A 25186-nucleotide genomic window follows, 5' to 3' on the forward strand; every position below is an offset into this window, starting at 1 on the left:
TATAGATCTCTATTCGACAGATATGTTTGTTTTTATTAGCAGAGCGAGTTAGAACGAGACTTGTACTAATTATCTTGCATGAAAACGAAGGTATCAGACCAATAAGATTATGCTGCGTTTACACACTAGCATTATCGACTTACGGTTTTATCAAAAAAGGCGGTCGTACCTACGCTACTTTAGCAGCCATTGGAAACAGTGGAACGACTCAGTGAATTTTAAAAGATGCAGGCTAGAAAAGGTGAGGGCGATATGGAGTATCTATTTGACAAGCAGGTAGAGCCGGGCGAGCTAATAGAAGTGACCGATGACGTACTTTGGTTGACTATGCCCCTTCCGTTTGAACTTGACCACATAAATTTGTATTTGATCCGCGGTGAAGGCGGCTGGGTTGTGATTGATACTGGCATTGGAACATCTACTACAAAATCGCTCTGGAAGCGTATATTTGAACAATTAGATGCACCAATTGTAGGTGTCATTGTTACGCATTTACATCCTGATCACGTGGGCTTAGCAGGTTGGATAGCTGATACATATAACGTACCTTTTTATATGACCCAAACCGAGTATTTCACTGCGCGAGCCTTCGCAGCAGGCAGAAACGGGGCCACTAACGCAAGAGATGTACAGTATTACCAACGGGCAGGGCTTGATGAAACAATGATTACAAAGCTGACCTCTGGTGGTGGTAACGGTTACAGCAGTGTTGTGTCGCCACTTCCCATAAGCTATACCCGTTTAAAGCATGGCATGACATTATCGCTTGGCGATAATGAATGGGTGATTATGATTGGGCGCGGCCATTCTCCTGAACACGCTTGCCTTTACAATGAAAAGAAAAATATTCTTATCTCTGGCGATCACATTCTACCTGTTATCACACCCAATATCGGCGCCTATTCAACAGAGCCTGACGCCAACACATTAGCTGACTACCTGAACACCTTGCCCCAGTTTAAAAGCTTGCCGAAAAATACAACCGTGTTACCCGCACACAAACTTCCCTTTATTGGTCTTCACGAGCGTGTAGGCTCGCTCATTGCACATCACCACGAGCACCTTAAAGCCTTGTTAAACGCTTGTGAGAAACCTCAAACGGTAGTCGAGCTGTTACCCGTTATGTTTAAGCGCAAGCTTTCAAGCCGTAACATGGTGTTCGCTGTGGCAGAGTGCTTGTCTCACCTTAATTACTTAATAAATGAAGGGGATATTTCCCGTACACTAAATGAGGACGGTGTGTATATATTTAAGGTGTGCGAAGCGAGTAAACTTGCAGGCTAAAGAGGATTAATAACTTAATGACTCAAGGTGTTGATAGGTATTTTTATCATTGCATAACAATGAGTATCTAAACTGTCTGAGAGTCTTCCGTTTCACTTTCCTCGCTTGACGGCGGTGGCGCTGCTGGGGCTTTAGGTATAGTAATTTCTACAACAGTTCCTTTTGCTTCTTTACTGCTAATGGATATTTTACCCTGGTGTTGTTCTATGGCGGTGTAAGCCACAGAAAGGCCCAACCCTTGACCTTGACCTTCAGGTTTGGTGGTAAAAAAAGGTTCGAACACGCGTTTTAAGTGTTTTGTTGGAATGCCACAGCCTGAGTCCAGTATTTTAATTGTTACTGAATCAGGGGCATCAATGACGGTGAGTTTTATGAAGCCTTTATCATCTATCGCTTGCGCAGCGTTTATCACTATGTTCATCAGGGCTTGTTTCAAGGGCCCTGGATTTCCCATAACCTCCACCTTTTCTTGCTCACATTCAATTTTATATTGGGGGGCGCTGTATTGAGCGGAAATGAGCGTGATGAGCTGATTACATATGGCGCATATATCTACTGTTTGCATCCCTTCGGCAGTTTCTAATGAGAAGTTTTTAAGGTTCTCAACAATGTCTTTTACCCGTGTAAGCCCTTCAGTAGACTCTGCAATTAGCTCGGTGATATCGTCTTTCAGTAGGTCATAGTGATTCGATTCATACAAGGCATCGATTTGTTCTCTTAGCTCGTCGGTGAAGTGTTCAAGTTGGCCTTTAATACCGTCGCATATTGCAAGAAGGTGAGAAGCGTATTGGCCTAGTGTATTGAGGTTAGCATTTACAAAGCCAATTGGATTGTTAATTTCATGAGCTATACCTGCTGCAAGTTGCCCCGTAGAGGCCATCTTTTCGGCTTGGATTAGCTGGCTTTGGGCAGTATCGAGTTTGCGAATGAGCTTTCGCTGCGCCTCGTGTTCTTTTTTTAGAGCTTCGGAAAGTTTTTGTTGGGCTCTGAAATAACTTGCTTGGGCGGTTACATCTTGCAGAAATATGCAGGCCAAACGTTGCCCGGTTTTTTTATCTTTAATGGGCAAAATTTCCATATTTTGGTACATCTGCGTTTCTTCGCCCGTTATAGGCCGAGAGCTTTTAAATGGAAATATATGAGGCCTTTGCTCCCAATAGCTAAAGCTTGGATGCTGCAATACAAATACTGATTTTAGTCTTCGCTTGAGGAACTTACCTTGCCCTTGAAACAATTCAACCACGGGCGTGTCTTTATAACACTCGCGCATTTTGTGGGGGAGTCTGTCTAAAAAAAAGTCGTTCAGATAAACTACGTTAAAGCTTTCATCGACCACACCAATTCCGACAGGTAACTTACCTACCAGTTGTTCAAACATTATGCGAGTAACTCATCCAATGTGTCTTTCATGCGAGCAAGAGACTCATCGTCTAAACAAAATACAACACGCATGCTAAAAGAGGAAATTGCAATAACAAACTGAACTTCCATTACCAAGCTATGCTGCCACTGGAGCTCATCGAAGTTTGCTTTGTCGGGTAAAAACAATGTTGGCATATTTAAGTTGGTAGTGAGTTCTAATTGATCGGAAAGACCCGCTAAACATGCGCCAGCTAAGATATTGCAAAGCTCCAAAATGATTTCTTGAATATCTTCCTTACTTAACGGTTCGTCGTAATCCATCAAAGTAGCAACTTCACTCAAACCTGCTTGTGACAGCACGGACATGACTTCACCGTGCACATCGCCTAAGAAAGACTGACGGGTATAAAAGGCATCTTCGGTTTCAAATAAGAGGCTGTAGAGCTGAGTGGGCGTAACGGCTGAAATTTTAGGTATAGAAATGTCGATTTTCGTTTCAATAAGTTGAGCGAGCGAGTTCGCGGCTTGCCCCATCGAAATATTTAGCAGTTCTTGAAGGGCATCTCTTTGCTCTTCATCCAGTGGTAGTACGATACTCATAGATACCCCAGCTCAAACAGTGCCATGGCCAATTCTTCTTTATCTAAAGGTTTGCGAAGAAAACGCTTTGCGCCTAAAGACATCACAATTTTTTGTTTTTCAGGCTGAAAATCAGCGCTTATCACAATTACGTTTGGCATATTGGATCTTGCATGTAAAAACTCCAGCACGCCGACGCCATCCACTTCTGGCATGGTAAGGTCTAAGAGAACGAGTGCAAAATCGCTCTCAGAAAGTGCATTAATCGCCTCTTGCCCGTTTGTTGCCTCGGTTATGTCGTACTCCAAGTCTTGGGGGAGGGAGCGTATAACACTGCGCCTCGACAACTTGGAGTCATCAGCAACTAGTACAGAAAGTGACATTTACAGCCTCCTTGAGCGGCATGTGAAGTGATGCCTTTTTAGTAAAGTATGTGCAACTTTTGCGTTACTGCAACAATACCTTTAAAAATTATTGTTGTAGTCATGCTCTGCCTGCTTATTAATAGTTTAGAGTATATGACAAAGGTGACTTTTGTGCGTATTAGACTTTTAGTTGAATTGATAATGTGCGGGAAACGAATAAGGTAAGAAACGAAAGGGGGCATGTACTGATACAAATACATGCCCTATGTATTTAGCCTTTTTGTATTGCTTGCATTTTTTCTAACGCGGCTGGCATGGCATCAACATAACGTTTGACGTCAGCTATTTTACCCATGCTCACTCGAGACCAATTATTATAAGTACGATAAATGCCTCGGATAAGTACGTCTTTTTCAGCCATAGCTTGTCTAAAATACTCGGCATTGCCATCACCAAGATTAACAAAAATAAAATTAGTACTAGAGGGGAGGGCTGTCAAACCGTTAGCCTTAACGGCGTCCATAACCATAGATTTACCTTCATAAATTTTTTCTTTAGAAAACGTTAAAAAGGCATCGTCATTGTAGCTGGCGATAGCAGCGGCAAGGCCTGCTTGGTTCAATGTGTAGCCGCCCATACCGTAGCGGTTAATCCACTCGGTGTTTTCCTCAGAAGCTATCAGATAACCTACGCGCATACCTGCTAAGCCATAAATCTTTGAAAAGGTTCTTGCTACGATGACATTGTGGCCTGCTTTCACAAGTGGAATCATTGAGTGTTTTGGTGGCTCATCGATAAGTTCGTTATAGGCCTCATCCACTAAAACAAGTGTCTTTTTAGAGGCTTTGATACAAAACTCGCGAAGCTTATCTGGGTCAAGCACTTTGCCCGTGGGATTATTAGGGTTACAGATATGTACCATACCGATAGAGTCATCAATAGCGGCATACATGGCGTCAAGGTCAATGTCGAGATCTGCTGTATTAGCAATTCTTACTATTTCAGGCGCACCTTGTTTCTCTGGTGCTTTTGACGTGGTGTCCCAAAAAAGATCCGGTCCAAGAATTTTCCCATTCTTACTGGCAGCCACGGCAGCGTAGGAAAGGATAGGGCTAGACCCTGCGCTTAGGGAAATATTCTTACGCGTTATGCCGTGACGCTCGGCAATCATATCTAACAGGGTCATAGCTGCGGGATAAGCGTAATATGCACCGCCTTGAGCAGAGGCTTGAGCAATGGCGTCCAACGCTTTGGGGCTAGGGCCAAATGGGTTTTCGTTAGCGTTTAGTTTCGCTACACCAGGTTTCGGGCCATAAATGACTGATGCAGCTTCAGTCATTGCAGCACTTGTAGATTGAGCGCTAACTAAGTTACTAAAACCTGTTGCACCTACGGCTGATGCTGCTACCGAGCCACCTAAAAACAAACGTCTTGAACGGTTATAACTCACAGATATTCTCCTTTTTATTTTAAATGGCTTTATAGAACATTGCGCTTGAAACAATGACGAGATAAATGCCAAACAATCGCTTTAGCTTTTTTTCACTAAAGTTATGCGCCATCTTCGCTCCGATAGGTGCAGTAAAAATTGCGCCTATGCTGATAGCGATGAGCGCTGGAATGTTGATGTAGCCAATAGTGCCAACAGGAAGAGATGCCGTGTCTGGATGCTTCATAAATAGAAAGCCGATGGCGCCAGGAAGACCTATCAGGAAGCCTACGCCGGCAGCGGTAGCAACAGCTTGCTGAATAGTACGTTGGCACATCACCATTGTTATGACGGTTGGCGTGCCGCCTCCTATACCAAGTAACGCAGAGAAGCCGCCCAATACAAATGCTAATACTGCTTTGCCTATGCCCTTAGGCATATCGAAAACAAGGCCGGGACGTACGACAAATTCAGGGAAAAGAAAATATACAGAGTAAAGCAGTACACCTGCAGCGAATACTACTGTTAAGCCATTCGCACTAGAGTTATTCGCTATTAATAAGCCTCCGCCAACACCAAGGATAAGCCAAATACTCCAAGACTTAAGGATGTCAAAATCTACGGCACCTTTGGCTCGATGCGCCATAACAGAACGCGCGCTAGATACGACAATTGATGCCAATGATGTGCCTATTGCAACTTTCACTAGTGATTCAGAAGGGGGAGTAAAGAAAGGAAAAACAGCGAGTAGGGCAGGAACAACAACAAAGCCTCCACCATTGCCGAATAGACCTGCGGTAATACCAGCAATGGCACCGGTTATACACAAGGTAACTACAAACCACAGTAGTTCTATTTCCATCAGCTTTCCACCCCACACAATACAGCTTTAAACATTGAATGACCTTTTAAGTTTTACTTATATACAGTTATTTAAATACGTAAACACCGGCTTGCGCCGGTGTTTTTTCACCCGGTTAGAAACGAGCAGCTAGGCGTGTGTAATAGTATCCACCCTGCCAGTCGACTATCGATCCAGAGTCATACAGCTCGCCACAACAAGCGTCACCGTTAGTGCTCAGGTCTGGGTAGTTATCAAATAGATTTCTAACACCTACTGAAAGAGTAAGGTTTTCGCTAATTAGGTAAGAGCCTTCGATATCAAACATAAATTCGTCACCGAAGGTTTGAATACTTGTTGGGTCCACACCATCATCGCTACCCGCGTTTTCGTATTCGCCGAAATAGCTAAGTCGAGCTACCGCAGACCATACGTCATAACTATGTGTGACTGAGAACACACCGCGCATTTCAGGTCGGCTATTTTCAAAATCGAACTGATCTTCTGCATCCAGATATTCGCTGGGGTCAGAGTCAAATTCAGTTTTATTATAGTTAACCGAGCCGGTTAAAACGGTTGAGCCATACTTGGATTCCATTTTGTAGGTAGCTACAACATCCAAGCCTTCTGTTACTGTATCGAATGCGTTTTGGAAGAAGAAAACACCACCGATTGACTCAGCGCCCGACACGTTTGCTCCAGCAAGGGCTAAGTAATTCTGGTAAGCATCATAACCATCAGCATCTGGGTCGGTGACCACCGTTGTTGAGACATCACGTGTGGATACAGAGTAAAGGCGGTCCTCTAATTTGATATTGTAGTAATCTACGGTAAGGGTTAAATCACCATAGTTAGCCGTCATACCTAATGTAAAGTTGGTCGACTTTTCAGGTGAAAGCTCTTCTGCACCAAGTGCCTGCGCAACTTCGCCGCCAGCAGGGAATAAGCCCGTAGCTACAGGGAAACCATCAGGTAAGCGAGTCGATACGTTAGTTGTACCCTGCTGACCTGGGGTTGGCGCTCTGAAGCCTGTACCAAATGAAGATCTAAAGCCTACATCATCATTTAATTGATAGAACGCCGCGACTTTGTAAACTACCTCAGAGCCAAAGTCTGAATAGTCCTCATAGCGCAATGCTGCTTGGGCAAATAGCTCGTCAGTAATGTCTCCCGAAATATCTGTGTAAACTGCATAAGAGTCGCGTTCGTATGAACCTGAATAGTCAGGTGAGTAACCTGGGAATCCGTTAGAGCCAACGCCAACGACTGTATAAACAGCATCATCTGGGTCAGCACAATTTAATGTCGAGCCGTTTGCGATAACAGCTAGCCCTTCGGCGGTAGCGGTAGCTCCGTCACAGAAACCATACGGGTCAGAGGTAGCGTAAGGGCCTGCAAAATAAGAGCTTTCCTCTCCTTCAGATATTTCATAAGACTCATCTAGGTAGCTAGCGCCAAAAGCGAGTACGTACTCACTTAGGTCGTAGGTAAAGTCAGCTTGGATTTGAGTTTCTTCGTTAGTTAGGTCGCCTGGCTCAAATGACGTAGGCGACTCATTGCCCAGAGAAGGGTTAATGGTATTTGCTAGCGTGTAAGAAATTTCGTTGTTACCATAACGTCCACTGATATCGTAGGTAAGGTCGCCAGACATGCCTTTTATGCCACCCACCATTGAATAATCAGTGACATCACCAAAGAAACGCGGTGTGAAACCTCCAGGGAAAAACTCTGTAGGGTTCCAAATAGAACCGTCTTCAAGGCGGATATCTTCAATAGTCCCGTTGCCTGGATAGCGATAGTAAAAAGACCCGTCGCCTTCACTTTCAGAATAGTTACCAAAAGCGTAAAGCTCAGCTTCAGCGCTTAGTGCGTACCCCGCGTTGAAAAAGACGCGTTTACCGCTGGTATTAGGTTGCCCCCAAGGTTGTACTACGTCAGAACCATGCACACTGTTGGCCATAGCGGTAGCATCAGCGATATACTCGGCAGATTGCTCGTCTACGCAAAACCATGGTTCACAATATTGTTCGCCTCTATAGGTCGCTTCACTATCTGAATATTCAGCTGAAATGCTGAAAAAGCCATCGTCACCAAGGGCGAAACCTTTGTTTCCTGTAACGGTAATCTGGTCGCCATCACCTTCATAGTAGCTACCGTAATCGATGGTGAAAGAGCCGCCCTCAGTATTGTTTTTAAGTTGGAAGTTAATTACCCCCGCGATGGCATCCGAGCCATACTGGGCTGCCGCACCGTCTCGCAATACCTCAACACTTTGTATTGCTGCTGTAGGAATGGTTGCGATATCTGGGCCTTGGGTACCAGAGCCACCGATTGAAACAAGAGCAGCTCTGTGACGGCGTTTAGAGTTCACCAAAACCAAGGTTTTGTCTGTGGGCATGCCTCGAAGCGTAGCTGGACGAATAAAGGTGCCGCCGTCTGAAATAGGCTGTCTGCCAACAGAGTAGGAAGGTACAAGGGTCATCAGAACGTTGTTCATGTCGGTAAACGCAACGGCTTCAACGTCTTCTGCGGTTAACACATCAACGGGAACGGGCGAACTTGTAATTGAGCGCGGCGCACCACGAGCGCCTACAACGGCTATACGCTCTAAATCTTTAGCTTCTGTAGTTTCCTCGCTGGCTTCTTGCGCCTGTACGAGCATTGAGGTTGTGAAAAGGGTTAATCCGGTAAGTGCGTAACGTACTGCAGTGTGGAGTTTCTTTTGATTCATTAGTGTTCCCAATCGTGCTTATTGCTACTTAATTTATGAATGCGGATTAATTGGATCTGCACTCTTTCTAGGCACGCACGAGCACCACATTGATGCATATACATCTTGTAATTGTTATTGTGTAACTCGTGTACAGGGACTAGGCTAAAAACTCTTTGCCGCTGGTGGAAGAAAGAAGAATATTCAGGGGTATAAGAAAAACATTGACCCCTCTGGAAACTTACGGTTTTCTTGATATTAGACTTAAGTAGCATCTAATGTGAGATTTTTTTAACCCATCAGTGAGCGCTTTTATTTACATTTTCGCTTCATATAACCTATTGGAATGGCATATACCTTGCTGACTTCAAATGCAGTTACGCCAGGCTATTCTCTATTGCCTTCCAAAAGGGGGTTAAGTGCACTCTAAACAGCTACATTACTTTATAACCACAGTACAGCGAGGCAGTATTGCTGCAGCGGCAAGAGCCTTAGATATTGCTCAGCCTGCTATTAGTCAGCAACTTGCAAGCTTGGAGCGAGAAGTCAAAGCAACGCTGCTAGAACGAAGTTTTTCGGGTATAAGCTTAACGCCCGCTGGAGAAGTATTTTACAAACACGCAGAGAAAATAATGGGGGAGATTGACAACGTGAAATCAGCGTTGCAAGCATTTCAGGGAGAACAGCAAAAAGTAATAAAAATAGGAATGCTTCCGTCAATTGGCAACGTACTTTCCCTGCCGTTATTAACTGAAATAACGAGTAACCATAAAGCGTTGAAAGTAGAGATCAGCACTGGGCCTTCATACACCATCAACGATTGGCTCGAATCAAAACAGGTAGATATTGCTTTAACTTACCAGCAGGCGATAGAACCTAAATTTATGAGCGTGACCCCTCTTATTCAAGAAGAGCTACATCTCGTTTTTACTGGTTCCTCAGCTTATCCCGAGTACGCCAAGCTTAAAGATAAATCAATGATAAAATTCTGGGAAATAAGTGAACTACCTCTATTATCGCCCGGAAATAAAGATGCGCTTGGTCAGCTTATTGCTGATTACGAGAAAGCTACCGGAGTGAGCCTTAAACATGATCTTGCATATTCTGGGCAGTTGATGACAGGGCTAAGGCAAGTAATGCAAGGGGAAGGGGTAATGATATTGCCCACTTCGGCTATTTTTCACTTAAGAGAATCAGGGCTGGTTTCTACGCTAAAAATTACCCACCCTGAAATGCATCGCACTGTGCTAGCTGCTACAAACAAACAGAGAAAAGCTACGCACGAATTTCAGCAAATTATCGATATTATTCGAAAAGTGGTAGCTAAGGAGAATGCACTCAAACATTGGTGCGGTACCTTAGAATTTGCAGCATCATCCTTTGTAGCGAAATCAGCGTAATCGAGCAAATCAGAGTTTTCATTTATTGAAAATAGCATTTTCGCTTACGCTTCAGGTAGAACGATATCTACCAATACGGGTAAATGATCGGATAACACCTTAGTTTTTTCGTTCTTAATTTTCCTGCACGACCTTACTTTAATATCTTCAGTCACCCAAACGCGATCGAGGGAGAATATGGGAAAGTTGCTAGGAAACGTGGCGCCAATTTTCTGTTGCAATAGCAAATCATTTAATGCCTTAAAGGCCTTTGAAAAAAACTGCCATTCATTAAAATCACCCGCTAGAAATAGCGGGGTTTGTTTTTCTTTTAAACGCCGCGACAAATGTTCGTGGAGCAGAGAAAACTGCGAACGACGCTCAAACTTCTTGAGCCCTTTGTGAGTATTCACCACCGTCAGAGGCGTTTTCTCAGTCTTTAATTCAACAATCTGAACGTTTCTTGGCTGTCGACCTATTTGACTCACGTCTATGGTGTCGTGTTCCAATACATTAAAACGGGTTAAAATTGCATTACCATACCACCCATCAGATTCTCTAATTGCAGGGGAGGGAATCAATTTAAACGTATTACCAGCGCAGATGTCTTTTACATCCTGCGCTGTATCTCGTTCAGGCGGGCGCGTATCCATCTCTTGAAGCAAAACTACGTCAGCACCGCTGTTTGCAAGAAACTGTCCAATACGTTTGTAGTCATGCTTCTTATCCCTGCCAACTCCACTATGGATATTATAGGTTATTATGCGGCACATTTTTCAGCCTCATCCTTACTACTGTTACTGTCTTCTTCCGTATCAGTATTGGCCTCTTTGGCCTCTTTTCGTGCTTGGTAATAGCGCGCAAATTTTTGCGACCCCCAAATCATTAAGCCCCATAAAATAATGCCTCCCACTAGGTAGCTAATAGTTTTAACAGATGGATTCTGCCAAATTTGAGCAATCGAGTCGCCAACAAGGCCTTTAGCAATCATAGGCGGAAACATGCCCAAAAATGTACCGACTAAAAACTGTAAAATGCCAATAGATGAAATGCCCGCAACTAAATTCACCAGACTGAAGGGGGCAATAGGCAACATGCGAATTGCCGCTACGCCAACTATGCCACTGCGTTTCAATTTTTCATCAACGGCTGCAACCTTTGGTCCACCTATTTTTCGAAGGCCGGCATTACCCGATAGCTTTCCAACACCAAACATAATCGCTGAGCTCATTAGTGCGCCCATCATGCCGTAAATAGGCCCCCATATAGGACCGAAAATAGCGGCTACAGCCAGAGAAAGTACAGTAACCGGGAAGAATAGGACGCCGCCAACTACATAGACGAGCAAAACTGTGGGAAGAGCAAAATAAGTGCCCCTGCTTTTCTCCAAAAAGGCATTGATACTGTCTGAGCTTAACCATGGGATTGATTGGCTAGCCCAAAACATCAACCCGCCAAGTACCGCAATGATAGCAACTCCAATTAAAATCATTATGCTGCGGCGCTTAGGGTTACGCGCGGGTAGCGCGTCACCGTCAAGTGTGGGTACTGAAATAAGTGGTTCTTCCGGGTCTGATAAAGCGCGAAATACATTTTTCACCGAATGTTCTGTGAATACCTCATCACGAACTTCGGTAAGCACATAGCCGTGTGCGATCTGACCCTGCATCAATGCTTCAACAGGATATTGGCTGTTAAATATCTCCGGCATTACATCTATATCACGACCTGTATGCTCAGCAAGTAGGTCGTTTCTCACTTGCTCTATACATGCTTGGTTGTCTTTGCTATTGCCGAACAAAACCGTATCAATTTCAGTGTCGAGGGTCATTGAACGGTTACTTAAGTTTGAAGACCCAATAACAAGGTACTTGTTATCAATGGTCATAACCTTAGAGTGAATGCGTTTGTACGCTTTTCGCCCCTGCATGTCTTCTATTGAAGAGTAGGTCAGTTTTACTCGTTTGGGGTCTATGCCTTTTTCCAAAATCGCTTTGAACTCAATACGGCTAGCCCAAAAAGCCTCACATTCAAACTTACCTTTGGGTTCGTAAGAACTAACAATAACAACGGAAAGATTTGGCTTTAATTTAAGTTGCTTATTAAGCGCTTCAGCGATTTCTTGACGGGTCGTGAATTGGTTTTCGATATAAATGACCGATTCAGCCTCACCTATAAGGTCAAGCAGCATATGGCGAACTTCTTGCGCCGGCTCTACTTCATCCATAAACGGGATGGTGCGGGCAAGGGCGCACTCTACGTTTTCAAAAAGAGGGGGGAAGTCTTCAGGCCATGCGTCCGGCAGCGGTGCATCTTCGTCAATACGTGCCTCTTCACGCATGTCGATAGGAGATTCATCAGCCACGCGCTGCCACCTCCATCTAACAAGCTGCGCAAAATCGGCAACGACGGGACCGCTCGAAACCATTTGTACATCGTGTAACGGGCCATACTCACCGTCAGGACCATCTCTTTCTTCAGAAACCACGGGGTGGTCTCGGGTATCCCAACGATTGGTCGACACATCCATGCCGCCTGAAAAAACAAGTTCGTCGTCAACAACCACGATTTTTTGATGCTGGCTTCCGCCCATGGGAATAGTATCGTCGAGCTCTGTTTGAACATTATCTGGCGTTTTCTCTTCCCATACTTCTTTAGCCCACATCTCACGTTGCGCAAAAAAGGCTAACGACGAGTCCCATCGCAATAGGTAAATTTTAATATTGGGGTTTTGCTCAGCTTTCCATTTAAGCAAGTCGCTAATAACACTAGGCGCTTCGCTAGAGGCTTCATCGTCACCTCGTAACAAGCGGATTCGACTATCAATATCCCAACCCACAATAAAAATACTGTGCTTCGCTTTGACTATCGAGCTGTGTAGGGCTTTGTAATAGTTCCCGCAATCTACTAGAGGCGTGGAAAACCGCGCTTTGCTCTCTACCCAACAGTTTTGACCTGGTTGAAAAACACTCTTACCTGATTGCATGGTTCATTACCTATTTTTATCGATCTACATATCTATTTATCTATGAGTTACTGCAGAATTCATACCTTATTAACCCGTGGGTGCTGGAGTGTTAAGTATCTGATTTGATTTGTTTATTTGGCTTTTATCAATTCTTTTGAAGGCGAGTTTCAGTTAATTCTGTGTAATTTTTTCACATCAAGGCGAGATTAATGCTCAGAACTGGAAAAAGGTTTGAATATCTTCTATATAGCTTTAGGGCTATACAAAAGGATAGGATTAATGAGGTTTTTTTCCAAAGAAGATGCATCGAAGCAGGCACTAGAGCAGTCGATACTTGCTGTCGTGACAATTGATGAGAAAAATAACATCACGTTTTATAACAGCGCTGCTCAAAAGTTATGGGGTTACACGCCTAGCGAGGTATTGGGAAAAAATATAAAAATATTGGTGCCTCAAGAGCATAAAGCCAATCACGATAGCTATGTTAATTCACACAGACAAACTAATATTAATAAGATTGTTGGAAGCTCTCGCGAGGTTGAACTAGAAACAAAAAACGGTGAGCGTATCTGGGTGCAGCTGGCCTTGTCACAAGTTATTGTACAAGGCAAAAAGCATTACACGGCGTTTGTTCGTGATGTTACAGAAGAGCGTGAATCTAGAGAAATTGTTGAGCAAACCCTAGAGCAAGCACTTGATGCGGTGGTGTGTATAGATGAGAACAACAATATCACCTTGTTCAATGCATCTGCTGAAAAATTGTGGGGGTACGCGCGAGACGAAGTTATCGGACAAAATGTGAAGATGCTTGTTCCCCAAGAGATTCAGGCAAACCACGATAATTATGTGAACGCCAATAGAGAAACGGGTCAAGATAAGATTGTCGGCACGAGCCGCGAAGTAAAAGTCGAGAGAAAAGACGGAAAAAGCTTGTGGGGAAGGCTCTCGCTATCGAAAGTAAGACTCGCAGATAGAACGCTTTATACGGCCTTTATAAAAGATGTTACCGAAGAGGTCGAACAGCGAGAGATGCAGAGAATGCTTTCTCTTGTTGCTAACGAAACGGATAACGCGGTGATTATCTCCGACGCCAACGGATTAATAGAATATGTGAATAATGGATTTTACCGGCTAACGGGCTGGCAGCTTGAAGAAGTTAAAGGTAAAAAGCCGGGCTCATTCTTACAAGGCGAAGAGACGGATCAGCGGACCGTTAGTGTTATCCGACAGAAAATCAAAAACTGCGAAGCGTTTTATGACGAAATCCTCAACTACCGCAAAGATGGTTCTCCCTATTGGACTTCACTTTCAATAAACCCTGTTTTCAAAGATGGCAACTTAGTTAACTTTATCGCAGTTCAGGCTGATATTACCCGTGTTAAGCAAATGGCACTCGATTTTACTAACAAGTTGAAGGCCATCGGCAGTGCACTAGTGCTGCTTGAAATGGAGCCTAATGGAAAAATCATTGAGGCTAACAAACTACTTCGTGAAACGTTAAATGGCGTGATGAGTACGGAAACATTTGCTAGCGAAGTTATGGGAAGTCTCACTACAGAGGATAAATCAACATTAGAGAAATCTGGGTTCGTTTCAAAAATTGCTGAGTTTGATATTGGGGATAATTACTTGGCGTTTGACGCTCGAATAAGTGCACTCAAAAACTTCAATGGGCAAGTAACGCGGTATGTATTCTTTGCTGTCAACGTTACGTCGAGAAAGCAAGCGGTGAATGATACACAAGATGCCATGAAAGAACTCTTAGTGACCAGTCAAACTATTAGTAACATTGTTGGCACAATTAACTCAATTTCAGAACAGACTAATTTATTAGCGCTGAACGCTGCCATTGAAGCGGCCAGAGCGGGAGAAATGGGGCGAGGGTTCGCTGTCGTTGCTGATGAAGTAAGGACACTAGCAGGTAACTCACAATCATCGTCAAATGAAATTGATAACCTTGTTAAAACAACGGTATCAAAAATAGAAGAGTTAGCCCAACTTATTCAGCGTATAGATGGTTAACACAAAAAAGCCTTCGTTAAGCTACGAAGGCTTTCATAAATTATCCGTTTAAAATTCAAAACGGTTGCATCGTGTTCAATTAAAAGCGGTACTCTACACCGATGCTTGCTTGTTTAAGATCAGTTTCAAAGTCAGTGTCGTCGATATCATCAAATGCTTCATCTGCATCTAGCTCCGTGTCATATACCGTGTATTCAGCGTTTACTAGGAAGTTGCTGGTAACGGCATAGCTCAGACCTGCACCTACGAAAAGGCTCTCGTCGTCGTTATCACGTGAAATACCTGCAAAGTTGTATTCTGTCTCTGACCAAAGTTGGCCTGCTTTCGCGTACAGCGAGAAACGCTCGGTTAGTGGTAGAATGCCTTTAATGGCTGCAGTGTAGCCGTCGGTTTCAGCCCCTGCGATGTCGTTGCCGTAGTCACCAAAATCGATGTACCCGCCTTCAATCGCAATCCACTCGTTAAACTTATAGCCCACGAGACCTTGCCAAACGTCTTTGTCGTCGTCAAAGTCATCTTCACCTTCAACACGTAGATAACCGTAATTACCACCTACATAGAAACCACTGTCTTTTGCTTCAATTTGATTTGATTGAGCATGGGCACCGAAAGATGTCATGGCGCTTAAAGAGGCAACCGCGGCAATTCCAGTAAGTGTTTTAAGTGTGTTTTTCATAAGTTCATCCTCATTACTTCTTAACATTCCATCGACTTCTTTTATGAAGCTAATGCGTCTTGATTACACACTTTGAGTATCAATTGCTGTGCCATGGTAGAAATTTCAAATTTAGTTTCAATTGAGAGCAAACTTTACATAATGCACTACGTATCTGTTTGTTTATTAATCGCTTTTGGAAGGGGAACCTATTTTTTAAAAATTAAAAGCGAAAAATTTTCATAACCATTGAAAGAGATTCACAGGTGTTTAATAGGTTGGCAAGGATCACAAGCTTTTCTTGGTTCAACCATTTTTTTATATTGTTGTTTTAATATAACTGTCTGAATTTATGATGCTTTTTATTTGATTGGATTTTCTAATCAGTTGAATTCATTTTATCAACTGTAAATGTAGAGTAAGTATGTCTATCTTTTTAATGCTTATGAGGTAAACAAAATGTTAATGAGTGAGTGGTTTACAGGTAACCCTCAATGATTAACGACAACAAACTCAGATGGGAAAAGACCATGACATTAAATAGGTTCAGAAAGACCACGCTGTCAGCGCTAGTTGCGCTTTCGTTGGGAGCGACAGGTGCCATAGCCAACGACCAAATCAGTAAACCCGCTGGTGCTAAAGGCACGGGCATGTCTAAAGCGTTCCAAGCGAAAACAAACCAGTTTTGGTGGCCCGATCAACTTGATCTGTCACCGCTTCGAGATCATGACAACCGTTCAAATCCACTTGGTGAAAATTTTAGTTACGCCAAAGCGTTTGCAAAACTTGATCTCGATGAAGTGAAAAAAGACGTAAACGAACTGCTTACAACATCTCAAGACTGGTGGCCTGCTGACTTTGGTAACTACGGTCCTTTCTTTATTCGTCTTTCATGGCACAGCGCCGGTACCTACCGTACATTAGATGGTCGCGGTGGCGGTGATGGCGGCCAAATGCGTTTTGACCCATTAAACAGCTGGCCGGACAATGGCAACCTAGACAAAGCCCGTCGCCTACTTTGGCCAATTAAGCAAAAGTACGGTGAAAGTTTATCTTGGGGCGACTTGATGATCCTCGCCGGTACCGTAGGCATGGAAAATATGGGCTTTGACACCTATGGTTTTGCAGGTGGTCGTACCGACGATTGGGAACCTGATATGGTGTATTGGGGTCCTGAAGTAGAAATGCTTGCTAGTGACCGTGAGGAGCGCGGTGGCAAACTTCAGCGTCCATTGGGTGCTACGCACATGGGCTTGATATACGTTAATCCTGAAGGACCGAAAGGTGTTCCCGATCCGATGGGTTCAGCTAAAAATATTCGCACGGCGTTTGGCCGCATGGCGATGAATGACGAGGAAACCGTAGCGCTAATTGCTGGTGGTCATACATTCGGAAAAATGCATGGTGCGCACAAACCTGCTGATTGTTTAGAAGCTGAGCCTGGCGGCGCAGGCTTAGAAGAGCAGGGGCTTGGTTGGAAAAACAACTGTGGTAAAGGCAATGCAGAAGACACAGTAACGAGCGGTTTGGAAGGTGCGTGGACACAACTACCGACTAAATGGACAAGTTTATACCTTCAAAACCTACTAGGCTTTGAATGGAAGCAAACTCGCAGTCCTGCTGGCGCTATCCAGTGGATACCTACCGATGAATCGCTTCATAAATCAGTACCAGATGCGCACGTAGAAGGTAAGAAAAATCCTCCTGTGATGACCACAGCTGACTTGGCGCTTAAGTACGACCCAGAGTATCGTAAAATTGCCGAGCGCTTCTTGGCAGATCCTAAAGAGTACCAAACAGCGTTTGCTAAAGCGTGGTTCAAGCTGACTCACCGTGATATGGGGCCAAAAGCACGCTACTTGGGCAATGATATTCCAGAGGAAAACTTCATCTGGCAAGATCCTGTGCCTAAAGCTGATTACAAAACGATCTCTGATAAAGATGTTAAGAAACTTAAAGCTGACATCTTAGACAGTGGCTTAACTGTTCAGCAGCTTGTGAAAACGGCCTGGGCAGCGGCAGCAAGTTTCCGAGCATCTGATTTACGCGGTGGTGCGAATGGTGCACGTATCGCGCTAGAGCCACAAATGAGCTGGGAAGCTAACGAACCTGAAACGATAAAAGCTGTTGTTTCAAAACTTAAAGAGTTGCAGGAAGACTATAACTCGCGCATGTTCTCTAAGAAGAAAGTATCTCTTGCTGACCTCATTGTGATTGGCGGCGCGGCAGCCATTGAAAAAGCAGCGGCAGATGCTGGTGTTGAAGTGACCGTACCTGTAGTACCAGGTCGTACAGATGCAACTCAAGAACAGACTGACGTGAACTCTTTCTCACTGCTAGAGCCAACAGCTGACGCATTTAGAAATTACTATAATGCAGAAGCCAGTTATCGTTCACCAACAGATATGTTGGTAGATAAGGCTGACCAGCTTAACCTAACGGTTCCAGAGATGACGGTTCTACTTGGTGGTTTACGTTCGTTAGGAGCTAACACAGGTGGCACTAGCCACGGCGTATTTACCGACAAGGTTGGCACGCTTAACAACGATTTCTTCGTAACCCTACTTGATATGGGCGTTAAGTGGAGAAAAACCGATAACCCATCTGTATACGAAGGGGTAAACAGAAGCACGGGTGAAGTAATGTACACAGGTACTCCTGTTGATCTAGTTTTTGGTTCAAACAGTGAGCTACGTGCTGTGGCTGAAGTTTATGCCTACGACAACGCCAAAAAACGTTTCGTTGAAGACTTTGTCGACGCATGGACCAAAGTGATGACGCTAGACCGTTTCGATCTACGTCATGATTTAAACGCCAGCTTGGGTAAATAGATGCGGTAGAACTGCTATCGTGAATTAGCTTAACAACTAATTCTCAATGTGACATAAAGAGTAAAGGGCGCTCCGGCGCCCTTTTTAATTAATTTCTATAAGTTGTGCTATGAATTCTTAATGTGATTAAAACGGCCGCGAGACCATCGCAACCCCGCCTTTATTTCGATACACTGAATCTTTATTTTTCGCTTCTACAGACAATTACCACAATGGCTAGTCTTCAACGAACGTTGGTCAATTTAGAAATGCTAAGCGACGATATTAATGCACTTCACGTCGACGCACTTAATACGCACGCCCACATTAAGCTTTTACACAATGTGTTGAATGAGCTAAAGAGCGCCGAGCAATTTGTTGCCTTAGAAACAGAGGCCAGTTTCCAAAAGTCATTATCCGGTTCACTGTTTGAGAGCATATTTGAGCGAAAGCGCATGGTGGGTGTTTACATAAAGCTGGTGGGCTATGTTATTACAGCGTGGGAAGCGACCAATAAAGCTAATGCAATCATCAGTGAAAACTTCGATTCAAGTGCAGATAAGCGATTGGAGTTACTGCAGGTAAAAGCAATAAAAGCCAAGTCTCAATTAAAAACCGTAGCGTCAGCGATGGGCAAAGAAGGCTATGCAAAGTTTGTCCAGACGTTAGGTCTGTCTGCCCAAGAGTGGCAATGGGATACACTTCGCGCTAGGTTTTAGCCAGCGCGAAGGTATAACTGAAAGCGCTCATGTCATGAGCGAGTAAAGCTATGGCGTAGTATTTCGAATACCAATTCCCTGTTCGTTGATAACTCTTACTTCACGTTGAGGGAAAGGTATTTCAATGTTGTGCTCGCGTAATGTTTCAAACACAGTAAGCAGCAGATCGCCACCCACGCGGTTTTTACCATCGTCCACCCCTTCCATCCAAAACTCGACGAACATGTTAACGCCAGAGTCGCCAAAGCTATCTATTTCACAGTCAGGCAGCTCTTCAAATGGAACATCATCGCCACTGATCACCTGCGGGTGTTCCGATACCGCCTCTTTAATAATCTCTACCATCGCGCGGATATCAGTTTTATAGGCGACAGAAAAGTCGATGCGGTAACGTTGTTTTTGGTTTTTGTGTGTCCAGTTTATTAGCAAGGAGCTGATGAATTTTTCGTTAGGCACCAGTACATCTTTACCGTCATAAGTTTCTAACACGGCATAGCGCATTTTAAATTCTCTGACGATACCTTTCTGCCCGTCTTCTAATTCAACGTAATCGCCTACGGTCAACGATTTATCCAATAGAATAATGATGCCCGAAATGAAGTTTGATGCGATGGACTGCAGACCTAAGCCTAAACCCACACCTACTGCACCACCAAACACGGCTAGTGCGGTAAGGTTAATTCCCATGACGTTAAGCAATAAAAGAAACACCACACAGAACAGGGCAACTTCAAACAGCTTTGCGAACACTTCTTTGGTAGAAACGTCGAGCGACTTATGGTTTCGAATAATATCTTGACCGATGGCGTTCGAGCTGCGGCCTAGCCAGAACAGCAAGCCACCAAACAATAGCACTCTTGTTACGCCATACGCTGAAATTTCAACATTGCCGACTGATATTGCCATTGACTCCAATGCTGAAGTTATCAATGGAAGCACGCCAACTAAGTGTAAGAATAGGATAGGTAAACCCGCCCATCGCATAAACGCTGCAACGGTGTTGTTTTCGACAAAACCAGTAATCAAGGAATTAACAAATAGCATGAGGGCTACAACAACGGCTATTTCCAATAACCATGCATCAAACTGAAATTGCATACCCAAAACGGTAGTGAGCTTTAGCATGCTTATGGTGATTAGCGGAAATAGTGCCTCACCGAGGTTGTAAAAAAAGCCGTGCATAGTATGTGCGCCTTGCTTTGGCTTTTCTCGGGTAAACTTAAATGGCTTTTTTACTTGTCGTGCAAGCACAAACGCTACGCAATAAATAATTGCAATTATTGTAAGCTGGATAATAAAGCTATCAGACATCACTGATGCTTTAACTAAAGCCAACTTTTCCTCAAAGTGCTGGACTAAACTATCAACATTCATGTTTTCTACTTCACTTGTTTACCACACTGTGGCAGCGTGGATGTAATTTGAGCGTGGAATAACTGCGCGCTTTTTATCTGTTATAACAAATATGGTAAAGCTTTTTTTATCCATCCAATAAAAATTGACCAATAATTGAAAGCTGGATATACCATTTTTAGTGTTAATTCCTAGCGAAATAGATGCAAAATACTGATGTTATCGAGTTTTGTATGTTATTTGAATTAAGCGTTTGATGCTCGTATCTATTTGTTTCTTAATTTATTTTTTTATTTAAAGGTTAGAGGGGCTTCACAATAATCTCTTTTCTTCATTCATAAAAATATTTGTCGTTTAGATAGAAAAAATGCTGCGCTTTTCAAAATGATACTGGAATAAGTAACACACTGCGATTACAAAAGGTTTGATGCATCGCGCGTCTAGCTCCTGCAGGGGCTTTGTTAGCAAAGGCGTCAATAAAGTACTTTGGGGTCTTTAAAAACGATGCTTTCTTTCCTAATTAGTGGTGCGATTAGTTGTTATTTTTCAAAAGAGGATTGGCATTTAGTGTCCAGATTTCATTTGAAATTTATGGGGAGGCGCAACTCGACACTTAACTAATTTAAAACGCTGGTGGTCGAGTTAGCGTTTTGATTCTTCGTTGTTTTGATTGGAGTTATCTTCCTACCAAGCTATCATTAATGTAGTTGCTCAGTAGAGGCGATATAAACAGTACTAAGCCTTAAACACTTTTAAATGTAAATTGACTATGACCAAATTGATGTTGCTGCCTGTTATTATCGCTATCGGCATACTTTTTTTTGCTCCCGTAGGGCGCTCGGAAGGCCTCGAGTTTTCCGGTTTTGCAAGGGCGGTTGCTGGCAAAATAGATACTGAAAAAGCTACCTATGAAGGTTATGACAACAGCATAAGCTTTTCTGAAAAGTCGCTCATAGCACTTCAAGCTGACTATAATTTTTCGTCCTCATTCTCCGTATCAAGTCAATTTCTTCTTCACACCGACGACGATAGAGAGTCAGGGGTAGAGTGGCTGTATCTAACCTATGCTCCTAGTGAAAGTTTTCAAATTAACGCTGGCCGGCTTCGTACCCCTTTTTTGAAGTACTCTGATGTTATTGATGTTGGGTTTGCTTACCCGTGGATAAATGCACCGCAGCAACTCTATAGCAGCTACTTATTCTCTCAGTATGAAGGTGGTAATGCTAGGTTGAGAAGGTCTTTTGGCGATGTTGTAGTTGATATTGAGGCTTACTATGGAAAGTATGAGGATGAGCTGGTCTCAAGCGGTATCAACGTAGATGTTGAAGTGGATAACTTGTTCGGCGGCGTTATTGAAGTCAACTATGGTGGTTTGCAGTTAAGAGCAGCCACTGTTAATGCGCCTAAAGTTGAAACAACTATCGATGAAATAGCGCCTCTTATTCAGGGACTTAGAGCTGCTGGGTTTGACAACATAGCGGAACAGTTTGCTATCAACGATCGTGCAGGTGCTTTTTTACTGGGTGCCAGCTATGACGCGCTTAACTGGTATGTTAGCGGCGAATGGATGAAAGTTTCGTCTGATATCGATGTGCTCGCCAACCTAGAAAGTTTTTATGTCTCGTATGGCTATTATCTTGATGAAGTCCTTTTACACCTGACCTGTGCTTCATCTAGGCAATCACTCAATACCATCGACAACACTATTCCATTGGGTGCGTCACCCGAGTTAGATCAACTTTATTTCGCTGTTGAGCAACTAAATAGCTTCTTTCCTACAGATGACCTTGATACCTGGACACTAGGCGCTAGGTGGGATGTGAAAACTAACATTGCACTTAAAACTGAAATATCAATTCTTGACGGTAAAGAGGGAAAATCATCGTTTTACGACATTAAAGAGAATAGTTTCGATAGAAATGCGACCTTGTATCAAGTGGCAGTAGAGTGGGTATTTTAATGCGAAGATATACGGTCTTTTTTCTCTTTTTCCTAAGCATTCGAATAGCCGCTGCAACCGAAGGTGTGTGGATCGTTGCTAACGTTGAAAACCAAGCCTTTTCGCTCACAAAAGCTGAAATACGCAATCTCTACATGAAAAGTGGAACAACTACTTATGAGTTAGAGCCTGTTGCTATGAGCCCAGGCAACATAGTACGTTCTATTTTCAACGCAAAGATTATCGCTTTACCCGAATCTCGCATTCAATCTTATTGGGCGCAAATGCGCTTCAGTGGGCGTCAAGCTCCGCCAGTTGAATACGATAGTCTAGAGGAAGTGATAAATTACATAAATAACCATGAAGGTGCAGTTGGTTATGTCCCAGCAAACACAGTATTACCCGAAAACGTAAGTGTGGTTTATCGAAGCTTCTAAGCAGTCAGTAAGCTTGGGTTTGTTAAGAATGCACCTAAATGCTGTCTACTAATTCTTTTAGTGGAAGTGGCTTATAATAAAGAAATCCTTGTTGCATACTGCATCCATGATTAATTAAAAAATGCGCCTGTTCATCAGTTTCTACACCTTCGGCGCAAACAGCAAAGTTCAAGCTCTTCGCCATTTCAATAATGGTTTTGGTAATCATTTCTGATTGCTTAGAATCACCTATTTTACTTACAAAACTTTTATCTATTTTTAGGGTGTCTATATCAAACTGTGTTAAATAGCTTAGTGATGAGTAACCTGTACCAAAGTCATCAAGCGCAAGCTTGCAGCCAAGCTTTTTAAGCGACGCAAAAAACGGGTTGACCACATTGAAATTTTTCATGTAAGCCGATTCAGTAATTTCAAACTCTAAGTTTGATGCAGGCAGCTGTCCGGTATTTAACTCATTAAGTAGAAAGTCGATAACATTGTGATTATTCAAATCGTGTGTGCTTAAGTTAACTGATAGCGTTATATTGCTGCCAAAGGCTCTAAGAAGCATGGAAGATTCATGACTAAGCTGCTTTAATACCCAAAGGGTTATTATTGATATCTTATCTGTTTGTTCGGCAATAGGGATGAACTCAGCGGGTGATACTTGACCTAACACCTCATCTTGCCAGCGAAGTAGAGCCTCGAAGCCAATGATATTTTTGTCTGTATCTACCTTAGCTTGATAGCACAAATAGAAAGCATCGTTTTCAAGTGCATCAGTAATCCGGGAGGAAATGAGCACTTTGCGTTTAGTATGCGCTAACATTTCATTAGTAAACCACAAATACCTTGCTTTACCGCTGTATTTAGCCTTGTACATTGCAACATCTGCGTTAGTAATTAGGTTGGTCGCAGAGTAATTACAATCACGCGCTAGCGCTAGCCCTATACTCACACTTGAATCTAGCCTTAGTTGGTTGACAGTGTGGGACTTTGATACCGTATTCACAATTTTTCGGGCCGTATCTTCAAGGTATGTATGTGAAGCAAGGTCGGGAACGATAACGACAAACTCATCGCCACCTAAACGCCCAAGAGTGGAGCTTTCACTGAGTGCGTTTTCCATTAGTGAACTAATATGTAGAAGAAACCTATCCCCTGTATCGTGACCAAAAGAATCGTTAATAGATTTAAAACCATCTAAATCAATGAACAGTAAACCAAGTTCACAATTATTTTTCTGCGCTTTGATAAGCTCATTTGATAAAAGCTTCATTAAGCACTGACGATTAGGCAGTCCTGTTAAGGCGTCGAAATTAGCAAGTCGCTCCATCTGGGACTGTTGCTTTTGTAGCATTTTAGTTTTATGCCGATTCGCTTCAGACTGTTTTTTTATGTTCTCCATCATATTGTTGAATGCTCGAGACAAAGCAAGCATTTCCTCTTTGTCTACTTCCTCAACCTTGACATTGTAAGCGTTGTCATCCACAACACTGTCCATTGTTTTAATTAAGGTGTTTAGCGGACGCATTGCTCTGCGCTGTGCTCGTGATGATATGAACAACGAGATGATAATGAGAAACGCAACGGAAGGCGTGACCAAAATAATGTACCTGTGCCGGCTCGCTTTTAGTGCTTCTTCAAGATTGAAAATCAGCGCAAGTTTCCCTAAAGGAAAAACGTCTTCGCCCACTGTTTTTACTGCTATTACTTTACTAGAGGTGCGATGTAAGCCAATGGGGAGCGTCGCGATATTACGCTCAATGTTTGTTCCACTGTGCTGTGGAGACATTTGTTCTTGCGTTTTAGTGAGCCTCCCTTTTAAGCCGGCAGGACCCACATAAGAATTCAACAGAGTACCGTTATTATTGAAAATATAAGCTGCTTCAGCATATTCATATTCGTCTAAGCGAAGCAAAATTTCCGTTTGATTGAAACTGCCGGCGGGTTCTTCTATGTAGTCAATTAGGTCGACAGCCATGTTTACGCTTAATGCGTCGACCTCTTTTGAGACAAATTCAATATAAAGCTTTTCATAAACATAAATAGACAGGCCGATAATAAGGGCACTGACTATAGAGACAGACGCAAGTGTATTGAAAGAAATTTCTGACCTGAGACTTTTCAAAAAACGCTCTTTTAAGTTGTATGGACTGGCAATAACGACTTTGAACAATGTGCAGGGAGGGGTCGTCACTCATTCACCTTGACAGTATAGACGGTTTGCGTCATTTCTTAATTAGTAATTAGATTGAAATTGTACGAATGGGTAGTGCCATGCTTTATTTAGATGTCTTTTGAACAAAAAATGCGCTGGTGGACTTTAGTGTTTAGTGGTAGACTCCGCGCGCA

General features: G+C 43.2%; 18 protein-coding genes. 7 read left to right on the top strand and 11 right to left on the bottom strand.

Annotation, left to right across the window (positions count from 1 at the left end):
- The first annotated feature begins 252 nt into the window (after positions 1–252).
- Positions 253–1284, top strand: coding sequence for an MBL fold metallo-hydrolase (locus ACXAFM_RS12730; protein ID WP_474834765.1), 1032 nt, complete (start codon positions 253–255; stop codon positions 1282–1284).
- Between the two features lie 67 nt (positions 1285–1351).
- Here ACXAFM_RS12730 and ACXAFM_RS12735 read toward each other — a convergent pair whose 3' ends face one another.
- The 6 genes from ACXAFM_RS12735 to ACXAFM_RS12760 form a co-directional block, all read right to left on the bottom strand.
- Complete coding sequence (locus ACXAFM_RS12735) at positions 1352–2662, bottom strand: sensor histidine kinase (RefSeq protein WP_474834767.1); 1311 nt, start codon at positions 2660–2662, stop codon at positions 1352–1354.
- Complete coding sequence (locus ACXAFM_RS12740; protein WP_014999547.1) at positions 2662–3246, bottom strand: chemotaxis protein CheX; 585 nt, start codon at positions 3244–3246, stop codon at positions 2662–2664. The genes ACXAFM_RS12735 and ACXAFM_RS12740 overlap by 1 nt, the downstream gene beginning before the upstream one ends.
- Positions 3243–3608: a response regulator gene (locus ACXAFM_RS12745; protein WP_474804881.1), complete on the bottom strand. Its 366-nt coding sequence runs from the start codon at positions 3606–3608 to the stop codon at positions 3243–3245. Before ACXAFM_RS12745 ends, ACXAFM_RS12740 begins: the two co-directional genes overlap by 4 nt.
- A 253-nt stretch (positions 3609–3861) precedes the next feature.
- Positions 3862–5040: a pyridoxal phosphate-dependent aminotransferase gene (locus tag ACXAFM_RS12750; protein WP_474834769.1), complete on the bottom strand. Its 1179-nt coding sequence runs from the start codon at positions 5038–5040 to the stop codon at positions 3862–3864.
- A 19-nt stretch (positions 5041–5059) separates the two neighbouring features.
- On the bottom strand, positions 5060–5881 hold the full coding sequence (locus ACXAFM_RS12755; protein ID WP_179984541.1) for a sulfite exporter TauE/SafE family protein: 822 nt from the start codon (positions 5879–5881) through the stop codon (positions 5060–5062).
- 115 nt (positions 5882–5996) lie between these two features.
- The gene (locus ACXAFM_RS12760; protein ID WP_474834771.1) at positions 5997–8591 is read right to left on the bottom strand and encodes a TonB-dependent receptor plug domain-containing protein; all 2595 of its coding nucleotides are present in this window, start codon (positions 8589–8591) and stop codon (positions 5997–5999) included.
- 398 nt (positions 8592–8989) lie between these two features.
- On the opposite strand from ACXAFM_RS12760, the gene ACXAFM_RS12765 reads away from it, so the two are divergent.
- Positions 8990–9970 (top strand): LysR family transcriptional regulator, encoded by a 981-nt coding sequence (locus tag ACXAFM_RS12765; RefSeq protein ID WP_474834773.1) that lies wholly within the window; start codon positions 8990–8992, stop codon positions 9968–9970.
- A 44-nt stretch (positions 9971–10014) separates the two neighbouring features.
- On the opposite strand, the gene ACXAFM_RS12770 is transcribed toward ACXAFM_RS12765, so the two are convergent.
- Positions 10015–10722 (bottom strand): endonuclease/exonuclease/phosphatase family protein, encoded by a 708-nt coding sequence (locus ACXAFM_RS12770; protein WP_474834775.1) that lies wholly within the window; start codon positions 10720–10722, stop codon positions 10015–10017.
- The gene (locus ACXAFM_RS12775) at positions 10710–12935 is read right to left on the bottom strand and encodes a VTT domain-containing protein (RefSeq protein ID WP_474834777.1); all 2226 of its coding nucleotides are present in this window, start codon (positions 12933–12935) and stop codon (positions 10710–10712) included. The genes ACXAFM_RS12770 and ACXAFM_RS12775 overlap by 13 nt, the downstream gene beginning before the upstream one ends.
- Before the next feature lie 261 nt (positions 12936–13196).
- Here ACXAFM_RS12775 and ACXAFM_RS12780 point away from each other — a divergent pair, with 261 nt between their 5' ends.
- Positions 13197–14939, top strand: a complete 1743-nt coding sequence (locus ACXAFM_RS12780) for a PAS domain S-box protein (protein WP_474830023.1) — start codon at positions 13197–13199, stop codon at positions 14937–14939.
- A 79-nt stretch (positions 14940–15018) separates the two neighbouring features.
- Here the strand turns inward: ACXAFM_RS12780 and ACXAFM_RS12785 are convergent, their stop codons facing one another.
- Entirely contained in the window at positions 15019–15615 is a 597-nt protein-coding gene (locus ACXAFM_RS12785) for a porin family protein (protein ID WP_474830025.1), read from the bottom strand.
- A 509-nt stretch (positions 15616–16124) separates the two neighbouring features.
- Here ACXAFM_RS12785 and katG point away from each other — a divergent pair.
- Together katG and ACXAFM_RS12795 are read left to right on the top strand one after the other, a co-directional pair.
- Positions 16125–18425, top strand: coding sequence for a catalase/peroxidase HPI (gene katG / locus ACXAFM_RS12790; RefSeq protein WP_474835558.1), 2301 nt, complete (start codon positions 16125–16127; stop codon positions 18423–18425).
- A gap of 212 nt (positions 18426–18637) precedes the next feature.
- Positions 18638–19123, top strand: a complete 486-nt coding sequence (locus ACXAFM_RS12795) for a hypothetical protein (RefSeq protein WP_474834779.1) — start codon at positions 18638–18640, stop codon at positions 19121–19123.
- Positions 19124–19171: 48 nt separating this feature from the next.
- On the opposite strand, the gene ACXAFM_RS12800 is transcribed toward ACXAFM_RS12795, so the two are convergent.
- Complete coding sequence (locus ACXAFM_RS12800; RefSeq protein ID WP_474834781.1) at positions 19172–20497, bottom strand: mechanosensitive ion channel family protein; 1326 nt, start codon at positions 20495–20497, stop codon at positions 19172–19174.
- Between the two features lie 748 nt (positions 20498–21245).
- Between ACXAFM_RS12800 and ACXAFM_RS12805 the strand changes: the two genes are divergently transcribed.
- Both ACXAFM_RS12805 and ACXAFM_RS12810 read left to right on the top strand, forming a co-directional pair.
- Positions 21246–22436 (top strand): hypothetical protein, encoded by a 1191-nt coding sequence (locus ACXAFM_RS12805; protein WP_474834783.1) that lies wholly within the window; start codon positions 21246–21248, stop codon positions 22434–22436.
- Positions 22436–22852, top strand: coding sequence for a hypothetical protein (locus ACXAFM_RS12810; RefSeq protein ID WP_474830033.1), 417 nt, complete (start codon positions 22436–22438; stop codon positions 22850–22852). Before ACXAFM_RS12805 ends, ACXAFM_RS12810 begins: the two co-directional genes overlap by 1 nt.
- A 34-nt stretch (positions 22853–22886) precedes the next feature.
- Here the strand turns inward: ACXAFM_RS12810 and ACXAFM_RS12815 are convergent, their stop codons facing one another.
- A complete protein-coding gene (locus tag ACXAFM_RS12815; RefSeq protein ID WP_474834785.1) occupies positions 22887–25031 on the bottom strand; it encodes an EAL domain-containing protein in 2145 nt (714 codons plus the stop codon).
- Positions 25032–25186: the final 155 nt, after the last annotated feature.

It is taken from the genome of Alteromonas sp. ABD4_190 (assembly GCF_056160105.1).

Excerpts from the sequence above, each read along its gene's own strand:
- ACXAFM_RS12745 (WP_474804881.1), bottom strand. The coding sequence starts at position 3,608 with ATGTCACTTTCTGTACTAGTTGCTGATGACTCCAAGTTGTCGAGGCGC.
- katG (WP_474835558.1), top strand. The coding sequence starts at position 16,125 with ATGACATTAAATAGGTTCAGAAAGACCACGCTGTCAGCGCTAGTTGCG.
- ACXAFM_RS12760 (WP_474834771.1), bottom strand. The coding sequence starts at position 8,591 with ATGAATCAAAAGAAACTCCACACTGCAGTACGTTACGCACTTACCGGA.
- ACXAFM_RS12730 (WP_474834765.1), top strand. The coding sequence starts at position 253 with ATGGAGTATCTATTTGACAAGCAGGTAGAGCCGGGCGAGCTAATAGAA.
- ACXAFM_RS12780 (WP_474830023.1), top strand. The coding sequence starts at position 13,197 with ATGAGGTTTTTTTCCAAAGAAGATGCATCGAAGCAGGCACTAGAGCAG.
- ACXAFM_RS12770 (WP_474834775.1), bottom strand. The coding sequence starts at position 10,722 with ATGTGCCGCATAATAACCTATAATATCCATAGTGGAGTTGGCAGGGAT.
- ACXAFM_RS12800 (WP_474834781.1), bottom strand. The coding sequence starts at position 20,497 with ATGAATGTTGATAGTTTAGTCCAGCACTTTGAGGAAAAGTTGGCTTTA.
- ACXAFM_RS12735 (WP_474834767.1), bottom strand. The coding sequence starts at position 2,662 with ATGTTTGAACAACTGGTAGGTAAGTTACCTGTCGGAATTGGTGTGGTC.
- ACXAFM_RS12795 (WP_474834779.1), top strand. The coding sequence starts at position 18,638 with ATGGCTAGTCTTCAACGAACGTTGGTCAATTTAGAAATGCTAAGCGAC.
- ACXAFM_RS12755 (WP_179984541.1), bottom strand. The coding sequence starts at position 5,881 with ATGGAAATAGAACTACTGTGGTTTGTAGTTACCTTGTGTATAACCGGT.
- ACXAFM_RS12805 (WP_474834783.1), top strand. The coding sequence starts at position 21,246 with ATGACCAAATTGATGTTGCTGCCTGTTATTATCGCTATCGGCATACTT.
- ACXAFM_RS12740 (WP_014999547.1), bottom strand. The coding sequence starts at position 3,246 with ATGAGTATCGTACTACCACTGGATGAAGAGCAAAGAGATGCCCTTCAA.
- ACXAFM_RS12785 (WP_474830025.1), bottom strand. The coding sequence starts at position 15,615 with ATGAAAAACACACTTAAAACACTTACTGGAATTGCCGCGGTTGCCTCT.
- ACXAFM_RS12810 (WP_474830033.1), top strand. The coding sequence starts at position 22,436 with ATGCGAAGATATACGGTCTTTTTTCTCTTTTTCCTAAGCATTCGAATA.
- ACXAFM_RS12775 (WP_474834777.1), bottom strand. The coding sequence starts at position 12,935 with ATGCAATCAGGTAAGAGTGTTTTTCAACCAGGTCAAAACTGTTGGGTA.